The organism is Glycomyces niveus (genome assembly GCF_017592475.1).
GTDB classification, from domain to species: Bacteria; Actinomycetota; Actinomycetes; order Mycobacteriales; family Micromonosporaceae; genus Glycomyces; species Glycomyces niveus.
On sequence record NZ_JAGFNP010000004.1, the window covers coordinates 70,515 to 83,071 of the forward strand.

The 12,557-nt window shown below is 70.0% G+C and carries 10 protein-coding genes; 5 read left to right on the forward strand and 5 right to left on the reverse strand.

Annotated features, from left to right (window positions below; translation table 11 throughout):
* Nucleotides 1-28: 28 nt before the first annotated feature.
* The 5 genes from J5V16_RS08765 to J5V16_RS08785 form a co-directional block, all read right to left on the reverse strand.
* On the reverse strand, nucleotides 29-1,648 hold the full coding sequence (locus tag J5V16_RS08765) for a glycerol-3-phosphate dehydrogenase/oxidase (RefSeq protein ID WP_208495726.1): 1,620 nt from the start codon (nucleotides 1,646-1,648) through the stop codon (nucleotides 29-31).
* Nucleotides 1,649-1,661: 13 nt separating this feature from the next.
* Nucleotides 1,662-3,191, reverse strand: coding sequence for a glycerol kinase GlpK (glpK, locus tag J5V16_RS08770; protein WP_208495727.1), 1,530 nt, complete (start codon nucleotides 3,189-3,191; stop codon nucleotides 1,662-1,664).
* 67 nt (nucleotides 3,192-3,258) lie between these two features.
* A complete protein-coding gene (locus tag J5V16_RS08775; protein ID WP_208495728.1) occupies nucleotides 3,259-4,032 on the reverse strand; it encodes an MIP/aquaporin family protein in 774 nt (257 codons plus the stop codon).
* Nucleotides 4,033-4,305: 273 nt separating this feature from the next.
* The gene (locus tag J5V16_RS08780) at nucleotides 4,306-5,070 is read right to left on the reverse strand and encodes an IclR family transcriptional regulator (RefSeq protein WP_208496172.1); all 765 of its coding nucleotides are present in this window, start codon (nucleotides 5,068-5,070) and stop codon (nucleotides 4,306-4,308) included.
* A gap of 220 nt (nucleotides 5,071-5,290) precedes the next feature.
* A complete protein-coding gene (locus J5V16_RS08785) occupies nucleotides 5,291-6,541 on the reverse strand; it encodes a cellulose-binding domain-containing protein (RefSeq protein ID WP_208495729.1) in 1,251 nt (416 codons plus the stop codon).
* A gap of 147 nt (nucleotides 6,542-6,688) precedes the next feature.
* On the opposite strand from J5V16_RS08785, the gene J5V16_RS08790 reads away from it, so the two are divergent.
* The 5 genes from J5V16_RS08790 (at nucleotide 6,689) to J5V16_RS08810 (ending at nucleotide 12,547) form a co-directional block, all read left to right on the forward strand.
* Complete coding sequence (locus J5V16_RS08790; protein WP_208495730.1) at nucleotides 6,689-7,579, forward strand: SMP-30/gluconolactonase/LRE family protein; 891 nt, start codon at nucleotides 6,689-6,691, stop codon at nucleotides 7,577-7,579.
* Between the two features lie 195 nt (nucleotides 7,580-7,774).
* Nucleotides 7,775-9,604 (forward strand): ABC transporter substrate-binding protein, encoded by a 1,830-nt coding sequence (locus tag J5V16_RS08795; RefSeq protein WP_208495731.1) that lies wholly within the window; start codon nucleotides 7,775-7,777, stop codon nucleotides 9,602-9,604.
* A complete protein-coding gene (locus tag J5V16_RS08800) occupies nucleotides 9,601-10,662 on the forward strand; it encodes an ABC transporter permease (protein ID WP_208495732.1) in 1,062 nt (353 codons plus the stop codon). The genes J5V16_RS08795 and J5V16_RS08800 overlap by 4 nt, the downstream gene beginning before the upstream one ends.
* Entirely contained in the window at nucleotides 10,659-11,570 is a 912-nt protein-coding gene (locus J5V16_RS08805) for an ABC transporter permease (protein WP_208495733.1), read from the forward strand. Before J5V16_RS08800 ends, J5V16_RS08805 begins: the two co-directional genes overlap by 4 nt.
* Nucleotides 11,567-12,547, forward strand: a complete 981-nt coding sequence (locus tag J5V16_RS08810; RefSeq protein WP_208495734.1) for an ABC transporter ATP-binding protein — start codon at nucleotides 11,567-11,569, stop codon at nucleotides 12,545-12,547. The genes J5V16_RS08805 and J5V16_RS08810 overlap by 4 nt, the downstream gene beginning before the upstream one ends.
* The last annotated feature ends 10 nt before the right edge of the window (nucleotides 12,548-12,557 follow it).

Below are 12,557 nucleotides of genomic sequence, written 5' to 3' on the forward strand. Positions count from 1 at the left end.
TCGCGTCGCGGCCTTGCCGCTCCCTCTTTTACTTTCGGTCGAGCAGTGCCTGGACTTTGGCGCGGACCTCGGGTGTGTCGAGGCCGCGGATCATGAGGGTGGTGCGGCGGCGGAGGACGTCGTCGGCGGTCTCGGCCCATTCGACGTCGCGGGCGTAGACGACCTGGGCCATGATCTCCGGGGCGTCCGGGTGGACGCGCTCGGCGAGCTCCGGGTGCTCCCCCGCCAGGCGGGTGATGTCGAAGGCGAGCGAACCGTAGTGCGTCGCAAGGTGCTTCGCGGTGTCCTCGCCGAGGTTCGGCAGCGGCGCGCCGCCGTCGGAGAGCAGCCGGTGCGCGACCGCGTGAGGGTTCGCGATGCCCGGCAGCGGCAGGCGGTGCGGCAGGTTCGCCATCGGCTCCATCTCCTGGCCGAGCGAGTAGCCCGGCAGGGCCGCGAGCTTCTTCATCACGGTCCGTCCGATGTGACGGAACGTGGTCCACTTGCCGCCCGCCACCGAGAGCATCCCGCCGCGGCCCTCGGTCACCACGGTCTCCCGCTTGGCCTTCGCGGTCGCCCCCGGGCCGCCCGGCAGGACCCGCAGGCCCGCGAACGCGTACGTGATGAGCTCGGGATTGAGCTGCTGCGAGCGCACCGAGAGGCTCGCCTCGTCGAGGATCTGCTTGAAGTCGGCCTTCGTGGGCGAGACCTGCCCCGGGTCGCCTTCGTAGACCTCGTCCGTGGTGCCGAGCAGGAGCATGTCCTCCCACGGCAGCGCGAACGTGATGCGGTACTTGTCGACCGGCGTCGCCAGCGCCGCGCCCCAGTCGGCGGTGCGCTTGAGCACCAGGTGCGCGCCCTTGGAGAGCCGGATGGACGGGTCGGCCCCGCGGTCCTCCATGCGGCGCAGGTGGTCGACCCACGGGCCGGTGGCGTTGAGGACGACGTGGGCGTTCACGCCGAACTCGGTGCCGTCGACCTTGTCGCGCAGGTCGGCGCCGGTGACGCGGCCGTCGGTGAAGCGAAGGCCGGTGACCTCGGCGTAGTTGAGGACCGACGCGCCGGCCTCGACCGCCGCGCGGGTGGTCATGAGGGCCATGCGGGCGTCGTTCATCTGGCTGTCGCCGTAGACGGCGACGGCCTTGAGGTCCTTGACGCGCAGCTCCGGGACGGCCGCGCGGGCCTTGGCGGGGCTGAGCAGGTGGCCGACGCCGTCGCCGAAGCCGGAGAGCGCGGAGTAGGCGAAGACGCCCGCGCCGAGCTTCGCGGCCCCGTGCGGGCCTCCCTTGTAGACGGGCAGGTAGAACTTGAGCGGGCGGGAGAGGTGCGGCGCCACCTGGCGGGTGACGGCGCGGCGCTCGAAGTGGTTCTCCGCCACCAGCTTCACCGCGCCGGTCTGCAGGTAGCGCAGGCCGCCGTGGAGGAGCTTGGAGGAGGCGGAGGAGGTGGCGCCGGCGAAGTCGCCGGCGTCCACGAGGGCCACCCGCAGCCCCGACTGGGCGGCGTGCCAGGCCGTGGAGATGCCCAGGATGCCGCCGCCGATGACGAGCAGGTCGAACGTGGCGCTCCCCAGCTGCTCGCGTGCTTCGGCTCGGCCGACGTTCGCTGTGAAGCGGACGGGGCCGGTCGGGTTCGCCTCCGGGCCGGAGACGTGCTGCAAGGTGGTCATCGCGATGCTCCCTCTACTCGTCCTGCCAGCCCATGGTCCGCTCGACGGCCTTGAGCCAGTTCTTGTATTCCCGATCGCGGACCTCGGGGTCCATGTCGGGCGTCCATTCGGCGGCGCGGCGCCAGTTCGCGCGCAGGTCTTCGACGTTCTCCCAGAAGCCGACCGCGAGGCCCGCCGCGTAGGCGGCGCCGAGGCATGTGGTCTCGGCGACCATCGGGCGCACCACGGGGGCGTCGAGGACGTCCGCGAGGAACTGCATGAGGAGGTTGTTGGAGGTCATGCCGCCGTCGACCTTGAGCGCGGAGAGCTCGACGCCGGAGTCCTTGGTCATGGCGTCGGTGATCTCGCGGGTCTGCCAGGCGGTGGCCTCCAGGACGGCGCGCGCGATGTGCGCCTTGGTGACGTACCGGGTGAGGCCGGCGATGACGCCGCGCGCGTCGGAGCGCCAGTACGGGGCGAAGAGCCCGGAGAAGGCGGGGACGAAGTACGCGCCGCCGTTGTCCTCCACGGACATCGCCAGCGTCTCGATCTCGGCGGCGGTCTTGATGAGCCCCATCTGGTCGCGCATCCACTGGACGAGCGAGCCGGTGACGGCGATCGAGCCTTCGAGGGCGTAGACCGGGTCCTGGTCGCCGATGCGGTAGCCGACGGTGGTGAGGAGCCCGGACTCGGAGTGGATGAGCTTCTCGCCGGTGTTCATGAGCATGAACGTGCCGGTGCCGTAGGTGGACTTGGCCTCGCCGGTGGCGAAGCAGGTCTGCCCGAACAGGGCGGCCTGCTGGTCGCCGAGGGCGGAGGCGACGGGCACGCCCGCCAGGAGCCCGCCGAGGGGGCCGCCGGTGACGGTGCCGTAGACCTCGGAGGAGGAGCGGATCTCGGGCAGCACCTGCATGGGCACGCCCATCTCCTCGGCGATCGCCTCGTTCCAGCTCAGGTCCTCGAGGTTCATGAGGAGGGTGCGGGAGGCGTTGGTGACGTCGGTGACGTGCACGCCGCCGTTGACGCCGCCGGTGAGGTTCCAGATGACCCAGGAGTCCATGGTGCCGAACAGGAGCTCGCCGGCCTCGGCGCGCTCGCGGAGGCCGGAGACGTTGTCGAGGAGCCAGGCGATCTTGGGGCCGGCGAAGTAGGCGGCGAGCGGCAGGCCCGTCTCCTGGCGCCAGCGGTCCTGGCCGACCTCCCCGCCGAGCTTCTTGCAGAGCACGTCGGTGCGGGTGTCCTGCCAGACGATGGCGTTGTGGACGGGCTTGCCGGTGCGCTTGTCCCACAGCATGGTGGTCTCGCGCTGGTTGGTGATGCCGATGGAGAGGATGTCCTCGCGGGAGGCGCCCGCCTTGACCATGGCCCCGGCGACGACGTCCTGCACGTTCTTCCAGATCTCGGCGGCGTCGTGCTCGACCCAGCCGGGCTTGGGGAAGATCTGCTCGTGCTCCTTCTGGTCGACGGCGACGATGCGGCCGTCGCGGTCGAAGATGATGCACCGCGAGGAGGTGGTGCCCTGGTCGATGGCCGCGATGAACGGGCCGGTGTGCGTGTCGGTCATGGTTCGCTCCAGAACGTCGTTGTCGTGGTGGGAGTCGGCGAGGGATACGTCGATTGTGTCCTCATCGCTACCCGAGGGCAACGTTGTAGAGGAGGCCGGCGAGGACGCCGCCGACCACGGGGCCCACGACCGGGATCCAGGCGTAGCCCCAGTCGGAGCGGCCCTTGCCCTTGATGGGCAGGATCGCGTGGGCGATGCGGGGGCCGAGGTCGCGGGCGGGGTTGATGGCGTAGCCGGTGGGGCCGCCGAGCGAGAGGCCGATGCTCACGACGACGAGCGAGGTGATGAGCACGCCGAGCGTGCCCAGGCCGTTGCCGGCGTCGTTGAGGCCCTGGGTCAGGATCGCGAAGACCAGCACGAAGGTCGCGATGATCTCGGTGACGAGGTTCTGGGCGGCGTTGCGGACCTCGGGGCCGGTGGAGAAGATGCCCAGGACCGGGCCGGCCTTGGCGTCCTTGGCGCCTTCGACGGCGTCGGCCTGGTGGGCGATGTCGGCCATGTGGGCTTGGAACTGGCCGTAGTAGGCGGCCCAGGCGAGAACCGCGCCGAGGAGGGCGCCGACGACCTGGGAGACGATGTAGACCGGGACCTGGTCCCACGGCACGTTGCCCTGGACGGCGAGGCCGAGGGTGACGGCCGGGTTCAGGTGCGCGCCCGAGATCGGGGCGGCGATGTAGGCGGCGGTGAGGACCGCGAAGCCCCACCCGAAGGCGATGGCGAGCCAGCCCGCGTTCTGGGACTTGGACTTCTTGAGCGTGACGGCGGCGCACACGCCCGCGCCGAGGAGGATCAGCACCGCGGTGCCGACGACCTCGCCGAGGATGATGTCTGAGTTGGACACACCGACTCCTTTGTCTGCGTCCGAGGCCGACACTGGGGGTTTCGACCTCGTTGGAAGGGCTTGTTTCGACACGGGCGGCGGATCGAGCACCGAAGCCGTTAGGCGTTCGACAATGCCGACCGATGTACGAAAGTGTTCTCCTTCCGTACCGACCCGTCAAGTAATATGTGACGTCCATCACTTTTCCAATCATGAAACACCCGAAACGCCTGCAAGACAGGCATACCAGGGTCACACGGGAAGCGCAGGGAAGTGCAGGAAACGGACGAAACGCTAGAAGGGTTTCGCCCCGAGATCGCGCGAGACGGAGCGGGCCGTGTCGCGCACGGCGGCGATGAGCTCGGGCCGCAGCTCGCCGTCGCGGCAGACCCGCTCGACGGCGCCGGTGATGCCGACCGCGCCCACCGCGAGGCGGCGCCGGTCGTAGATCGGGGCCGCCACCGCGGCGACCCCTTCCAGGGTCTCCTCGTTGTCCGTGGCGTAGCCCTGGGAGCGGGTGAGGTCCAGCTCCCGCTCGATCTCGTCGAGTTCGGTGACCGTGCGGGCCGTGAACGGCTCGCGCTTGGCGTCCACCAGCTCCGCGTGCGCCACCGGGTCCGTGGCGGCCAGGACCTTGCCCAGGGCCGTCGAGTGCAGCGGCTGCATCGCGCCCACCTCGAGCACCTGGCGACTGTCGTCGGGGCGGAAGACGTGGTGGACGATGAGCACGCCGTGCTGGTGCAGCACACCGAGGTAGACCGCCTCACCCGAGGAGCGCGCGAGGTCGTCCGTCCACACCAGGGCGCGGGCCCGCAGCTCGTGGACGTCGAGGTAGGTCGTGCCCAGGCGCAGCAGCTCCGCTCCCAGCTGGTAGCGGCCCGAGCCGGGGTCCTGCTCGACGAACCCCTCGTGCTGGAGGGTGCGGAGGATGCCGTGGGCCGTGGCCTTCGCCAGGCCGAGCGAGGAGGCGATGTCGGACAGGCCGAGGCGGCGCTCGCCGCCCGCGAGCAGCCGCAGCATGGCCGCCGCCCGCTCCAGCGACTGGATGTTCTTGGCCACCAGCACGCCTCCGTTCCTCAGGTGTCCGACGCGGCCGAGTCCCCTTCGGCGGTGCCGCACCTGACGATGCCGCACCCGGCAGCGCCCGTTCAGGCAGTGCCCCGTTCGACAATGCTAAACGCTATCGGTCCTTGCCGACCAACCGTGTCCGCCTTTCGGGGGATTCGGGATACGCGGACGGCGGCGGACCCGGAGGTCCGCCGCCGTGGGAAATCGGGAACTAGTAGCCGTAACGGCTCTTGAGGTGACGCCACCAGTCGCGCAGCATCCACACGTCGAACTCGGTGACCGTCGCGGAGGAGCCGGCGTTCATGATGAAGCAGCACTGGCCCGTCGGCGTCCAGTCGTAGAAGTCGTCCAGGCCGAAGGTATGGCCGAGTTCATGCAGGTAGATCGTGATCTGGTTGGAGTTCAGCGAGTTGACGAAGTACTCCTGGCCCATGCGCTGGCCCCAGTCGCCGCCCGCGCCGCCGCCCATGCCCTGGGTCAGCCACAGGCTCTGGTCGTAGTGGCGCGAAGCGCCGCCCGGGCACTGCGAGTAGTTGCCGTCCTGATGGAAGAACCGCCCGCACGTCTCGGCGCACTGCGGTGCGTTCTCGCGGATGTCGCCGATGTAGACGTCCACTGAGGAGTCGTTCCACTGCAGGAGGTTGCGGTCGCGCGCGGCCCAGCCGACCACGTTCACGTCGATCTGGTCGAAGGGGAACTCGCTGAAGCCGGCCATCTGGTCGAACCAGACGTCGTACTGCTGCTGGAGCTTCGCCTCGATCGCGTCGCGGGTCTGCACGGTGACGGTGTTCTGCGAGTCCCAGCGGACGCAGTAGTTGATCTTCCCGCTGGTGGCCATGATCTGGTCCCAGCCGAAGTTGCGGAAGTTCAGGTTGTAGGTGTCCTCGACGTGCGCCCAGACCTCGCCCAGCGGCTGGACGAGGTGCGAGGGCGGGTTCCATTCGATCTGGCCCGGGCCGCCCGTCGGCACCTCGGTGGGCGAGGCGGTGACGTTCGTGGGCGGGTTCGAGGGGGACGGTCCGGTGTCGCCGGTGCACGCGACCCCGTTGAGCTTGAACGAGGTCGGCACCGCGTCGGCGCTGCCGGTGAAGGTGCCGCTGAAGCCGAAGCTCGACGTCGCGGCGGGGGCGATCCGCTTGTTGTACTCGACGCCGACGGCCGTGACGTGCGCGCCGGACTGGGTCGCGGTGGTGTTCCAGGCGTTCGTCACCTTCTGCGTGCCGGGGAAGTCCCATTCGAGCCTCCACGGGTCGACCGCGGTGTCGCCGAGGTTGGTGATCTCCACATTGGCGTTGAAGCCGCCGGACCACTGCGCGGTGACCTGGTAGTCGACATCGCATCCGGCGGTGGCGGCCTCGGCCGCCTGCATCGTGAACGCCATCGCGCCCGCGCCGACGACGGCCGCCGCCGTCGCGGCGATCGCGGCGCGCAGGCGCCTTCGTTTGGGGAGTGCCGGTCCCATGTTCGTTTCCCGTCTCATAGCGGCGGCCGGTCCATTCCGGCCGCCTTGTCTTCGGCTAACGTGAATGCGGCCCCCAAGGGCCGCAACCGGTGACCGGAACAGCTGCTGTTCACGTTCACACGAATCAGGCTATATCGAGGAGTTTCGATGCACAATGCTCCGGTGGGTTTCCGAAAACTCGACGAGCGCTTCGCCATCAAGGGCGACCGCTACCTTGAGTGCCTCCACACCGGCGGCCGCTGGCTCGAAGGCCCCGTGTACGTGCCCTCCGGGAAGTATCTGCTGTTCAGCGACATCCCGAACGACCGGATCCTGCGCTGGGACGAGACCGACGGCTCGGTGAGCGTCTTCCGCTCCCCCGCCGGGTACACGAACGGCCACACCCTCGACCGGCAGGGGCGGCTCGTCTCGTGCTCGCACGGCGAGCGGCGCGTGGAGCGCACCGAACTGGACGGATCGGTCACCGTCATCGCCGACCGCTGGAACGGCAAGCGGTTCAACAGCCCCAACGACGTCGTCGTCTCCGGCGACGGCGCGGTCTGGTTCACCGACCCGGTCTACGGCATCCTCAGCGACTACGAAGGGCACCGGGCGGAACCGGAGATCGACGGCTGCCACGTCTACCGGGTCGACCCCGACACGGGCGCGGTCGAGCTCGTGGCCGACGATTTCGAGCGCCCCAACGGCCTCGCCTTCTCCCCTGACGAGTCCGTGCTCTACATCGCCGACACGCAGGGCGGGCACATCCGTGCGTTCGATGTGGACGGCGGGAGGCTCTCGGGCGGCGGCGAGTTCTGCAAGTCGCCGGGCGGCGGGCTCGACGGCCTGCGCGTCGACACGCAGGGCCGGGTGTGGGCCGCCGCGGACGACGTCTACTGCTTCGACCCCGACGGCACCCACCTCGGCACCCTGCCGATCCCCCAGCCCGCCGTCTCGAACCTCGTGTTCGGCGGTCCCAAGCGCAACCGGCTCTTCATCACCGCGACCGACTCGGTGTACTCGATCCTGTTGAACGCCAAGGGCGCCTGGACGCTCTGACTCTCGTACGGGCGGGGCACTCAGAGCGTGGGTTCGCTCGTCGGATTCGCGGCGACGGGGTCGTACGATGTTGCAGCAATGAAAACTTTCTTCACTTCATTGACAACTCGAGAAGTATTCCGTCATTCTGGTCGGTACATCGAGGACCGGCGGCGTGCCCGCCTCCTGGAACCGAATGCGAGGACCTTGCACCCCATGAATCCCCATGCCCTGATGCGGCGGTGCCTCTCCGCCGTCGCCGCGCTGGCCCTTTCGGCCGGCGCGCTCGCGGTGGCCGCGCCCGGCGCCGCCGCCCAGGAGGAGGACGTCGACACCCTCCGGATCGCCACGAACCAGGAGGTCGACACCTTCAACCCGTTCAAGCGGCGGTTCGTCATCACCTACGAGACCAGCATGATGACGTACGAGACGCTGGTCCGCATGAGCGCCGACAACTACGAGCCGACACCCGGCCTGGCGACCGAGTGGGAGGAGTCCGCGGACGGCCTGACGTGGACGTTCACCATCCGCGAGGGCGCGACCTGGTCCGACGGGGAGCCGCTCACCGCCGACGACGTGGCCTACACGTACGGCCTGCTCATCGAGAACCAGGCGATCCACGACTGGAACATCGACTTCGCCGCGAACCTGGTGAGCGCCGAGGCGACCGACGAGACCACGTTCGTGCTCACGCTGGCCGAGCCCGCGCCCGCCGAGGTGCTCAGCCGCGAGGTCTACATCGTCCCCGAGCACATCTGGTCGCAGTACCCCGACCCCTCGGCCGACGACGCCAACCAGCTGCCGCTGGTGGGCTCGGGCCCGTTCCAGGTCGTGGAGTACCGGACCGACGAGTTCATCCGGCTCGAGGCCAATGAGGACTACTGGGAGGGCGCGCCCGGCTTCGACGAGGTCGTCTACCAGTACTACCTCGAGACCGACGCGGCCGTGGCCGCGCTCGAGGCCGAAGAGGTCGACATCGTCGGCAACGGCATGCAGGGCGCGCTGAACCCGGCCCAGATCGGGGCGCTCGCGTCCCAGGAGCACATCACCACCAACGACGTGCAGGGCCGCCGGTACGTCTCGCTCACCATCAACCACGGCACCGTCACGCAGGACGGCACCGAGTTCGGCGACGGGCACCCCGCGCTCAAGGACCCGATCGTGCGGCAGGCGCTGCACACCGCGATCGACAAGCAGGCCCTCGTGGACACCGTGCTCGACGGCAGCGGCAAGCCCGCCACCTCGCTGATCCCCGCGATCTTCGAGCAGTGGCACTGGGACGGCGGCGACGCCTTGGTGCAGTTCGACCTCGACGAGGCGAACCGGCTGCTCGACGAGGCCGGGTACGCCCGCGGCGCGGACGGCATCCGCACGATGCCCGGCGGCGGCGAACCGCTGAACTTCCGCTTCTACCACCACGCCGACAACACCGCGTACGCCACCATCGTGGAGTTCGTGACCGAGTGGTGGGCCGAGCTCGGCATCGCCGTCGAGGCCCAGGCCATCGAGCAGGGCACCCTGAACGACCTGGCCTACCTCGGCGAGTTCGACATCGCGTTCTCCGGCTGGGGCGTGGGCCCCAACCCGACCGAGCAGCTGGGCATGCACACCTGCGCGGTGCTGCCCACACTGACGGACGGCTCGGAGCGCTCGAGCGAGAACTCCTACTGCAATGCCGAGTTCGACCAGTTGCACGAGCAGCAGAAGGTCGAGTCCGACCCGGCCGCCCGCGCCGAGCTCGTCAAGCGCCAGCAGGAACTGCTCTACACCGACACCCCCGTGATCTGGCTGTACTACCAGAACGTCATGGAGGCCTTCAACCACGAGCGCGTGACGGGCATGTCCCCGCAGCCGAGCGGCGGCATGTACACCGGCCAGCAGGGCTTCACCTGGTCGTACTACACGGCGCAGCCCGCCGACGCCGACGAAGAGGGCGGCGTCCCGATGGGCGTGTGGATCGCGGTCGCGGCGGCGGCCGTGCTGGCCGCGGCCGCCGCGGTGTTCTTCGTGATGCGGCGCAAGCAGACGGCCGACGAGCGCGAATGACCGACCCGCTCCCACCCGCGGACGGCGCCTCCACCGAGGCGCCGTCCGCGGGGCGTGCCGCCCGCGCTGTCGAAAGGCGCAGTTCAACAGGGTTCGGGCGGTACCTGCTCAAGCACGTGAGCGGCGCGGCCGTGTCGCTGCTGCTGGTGCTGTTCTCGTCGTTCTTCATCTTCCGGCTCATCGCCGGGGACCCGATCGACCAGCTCACGAAGGAGCGGCCGGTCTCGCCCGAGCAGCGGGCGGCGATGCGGGCCGAACTCGGCCTCGACCGGCCGCTGTGGCAGCAGTTCTGGGACTACATCACCGGCACGCTCACCATGGACCTCGGCGAGTCCTTCCAGTACCGGCGGCCGATCTTCGACCTCATCGTCGAGCGCCTGCCCGCCACGCTCCTGCTCTCGGGCACCGGCATGGTCCTGGCGGTCCTGCTCGGATTCTGGATCGGCACGCGCTCGGGTTGGAAGCAGGGCAGCCGGTTCGACAAGGGCCAGGTCGCCACCGGGCTCGTGCTCTACTCGGCGCCCACGTTCTGGCTCGGCATGATCGTGATCCTGGTCTTCGCGCGGTACCTGGGGCTGTTCCCCGTCAACGGGATGCGCTCGCCGAGCACGCCGCCCGACTTCTGGTCGCAGGCCGTCGACATCGGCCACCACCTCGTGCTGCCCGTGCTCACCTACACGGCCGTGGTCTACGCCGGGTACCTCATGATCATGCGCTCGTCCATCCTGGACGAGATCGGGAGCGACTACCTCACGACCGCGCGCGCCAAGGGCCTGCGCGACGACGAGGTTCGCCAGAAGCACGCCGTGCCGAACGCGCTGCTGCCCACCGTGACGCTGGTGTTCCTCGCGCTCGGCTCGGTCGTGAACGGCTCCATCGTCACCGAGACGGTCTTCAGCTGGCCCGGCCTCGGGACCCTGTTCGTCAACGCGATCTTCTACCCCGACCGGCCCGTGCTGCAGGCCCTGTTCGTGCTGTTCTCCAGCTCGACCATCGTCGCCGTGCTGTGCGCCGAAATCCTCTACTGGTTCATCGATCCCAGGATCCGCAGGTCATGACGAGTACGACCACCGTTTCCCCGCGCGCCCTCACATGGGCGCGGCGGCGGCAGTCCTTCCAGCGGTCCTGGGCCGCCTACCGCGGCCAGAGGACCGGCATGTGGGGGCTCGTCCTCTTGGGCGCCATCGTGGTCATCGCCCTCGCCGCGCCGGTCCTCATCGACGAGTCGGCGCTCAGCGTCACCCGCGCCACCGGCGAGCGCATGGCCCCGCCCAGCGCGGGCTACCCGCTCGGGACCGACGAGACCGGCCGCTCGATCCTCGCGCTCACCGTCTGGGGCTCGCGCCTCTCGCTCCTCATCGGACTCACCGCCACCGTCGTCGCGATCGTCATCGGCACCGCCGTCGGCGTCACCAGCGGCCACATCGGCGGCTGGTACGGGTGGGTCGCGCTGCGCCTCTCCGACTGGTTCATGGTGCTGCCCAGCCTGGTCGTGGCCATCGCGCTCCTCGCCGTGCTCGGCCGCAGCATGGCCACCACCATCACCGTGATCGCCCTCGTCTCCTGGCCCGGCACGACCCGGCTCGTGCGCGCCCAGACGCTCACGGTCCAGTCCCGCCCGTACCTGGAGCGCGCCAAGGCGCTCGGCGCGGGCCACTGGCACCAGATGACCAAGCACATCCTCCCCAACGTGCTCCCGCTCGTGCTCGCCAGCGCGACCCTGCTCGTGCCCTCGGCGATCCTCATGGAGTCGTCCCTGGCGTGGCTGGGCCTGGGCGACCCGGGCGTGGTGTCGTGGGGGTCGATCCTCAACCGGGCCTCGGAGAACGGGGCGGTCTCGGCGCACGCGTGGTGGTACCTGCTGCCGCCGGGCATCGCGATCCTGGTCGTGGTGCTGGCGTTCATGATGTGCGGCCGGGCGCTGGAGGCCGTGTTCAATCCGAGGCTGCGGGGTGAGTCGTCATGACGCTCTTGGAGTTCAAGGACCTGCGGGTGACGTACCGGGGTTCGCGCGGGCGGCTCCCGGCGGTGCGGGGCGTGGACCTCGCGGTCGACGCCGGCGAGACCCTGGGGATCGCCGGGGAGTCGGGGTGCGGGAAATCGACGCTGGCGATGGCGGTGCTGCGGCTGCTGCCCAAGAGCGCCGAGGTGAGCGGGCAGATCCTGCTCGACGGCGAGGACCTGCTCGCGATGGGGTGGGGGCGGCTGCGGGCGGTGCGGTGGACGGGCGCGTCGATCGTGTTCCAGGGGGCGATGCACTCGCTGAACGCGGTGCAGCGCATCGGGAGGCAGATCGCCGAGCCGATCCTGGTGCACGAGCCGAAGACGACGCCGGCGCAGGCCGCGAAGCGCGCGGAGGCGCTGCTGGAGCGGGTGGGGCTGCCGCCGTCGCGGGCGCGGAGCTTCCCGCACGAGCTGTCGGGCGGGCAGCGGCAGCGCGTGATGATCGCGATGGCGCTGGCGTGCGACCCGGACCTGTTGATCGCCGACGAGGCGACGACGGCGCTGGACGTGATGGTGCAGGCGCAGGTGCTGCGGCTGATCTCGGATCTGGTGCGGGAGCGGGGCGTGGGCCTGGTGATGATCAGCCACGACCTGTCGGTGCTCTCGGCGGTGTGCGACCGGGCGGCGGTGATGTACGCCGGCCGGATCGTCGAGCAGGGCCCGGCGCACGAGGTGTTCGCGCAGGCGCGGCACCCGTATTCGGCGGCGCTGGGGGCGGCGTTCCCGGTGATCGGGGACCCGGCGGCGCGGATGCACCCGGGCGGGCTGGCGGGCGATCCGCCGGATCCGCTGCGGCTGCCGGAGGGGTGCTCGTTCCGGCCGCGCTGCGCGGTGGCGGTGGAGCGGTGCGGCGCCGAGTCGCCGGAGCTGCTCGAGGTGGGTGCGGCGCGGGTGAGCGCTTGTTTCGTCGCGCAGGAAGGGATGCCCGTTGTCGGTTGAGGAGAGGGCG

Excerpts from the sequence above, each read along its gene's own strand:
- J5V16_RS08765 (WP_208495726.1), bottom strand. The coding sequence starts at position 1,648 with ATGACCACCTTGCAGCACGTCTCCGGCCCGGAGGCGAACCCGACCGGC.
- glpK (WP_208495727.1), bottom strand. The coding sequence starts at position 3,191 with ATGACCGACACGCACACCGGCCCGTTCATCGCGGCCATCGACCAGGGC.
- J5V16_RS08785 (WP_208495729.1), bottom strand. The coding sequence starts at position 6,541 with ATGGGACCGGCACTCCCCAAACGAAGGCGCCTGCGCGCCGCGATCGCC.
- J5V16_RS08790 (WP_208495730.1), top strand. The coding sequence starts at position 6,689 with ATGCACAATGCTCCGGTGGGTTTCCGAAAACTCGACGAGCGCTTCGCC.
- J5V16_RS08795 (WP_208495731.1), top strand. The coding sequence starts at position 7,775 with ATGAATCCCCATGCCCTGATGCGGCGGTGCCTCTCCGCCGTCGCCGCG.
- J5V16_RS08800 (WP_208495732.1), top strand. The coding sequence starts at position 9,601 with ATGACCGACCCGCTCCCACCCGCGGACGGCGCCTCCACCGAGGCGCCG.
- J5V16_RS08805 (WP_208495733.1), top strand. The coding sequence starts at position 10,659 with ATGACGAGTACGACCACCGTTTCCCCGCGCGCCCTCACATGGGCGCGG.
- J5V16_RS08810 (WP_208495734.1), top strand. The coding sequence starts at position 11,567 with ATGACGCTCTTGGAGTTCAAGGACCTGCGGGTGACGTACCGGGGTTCG.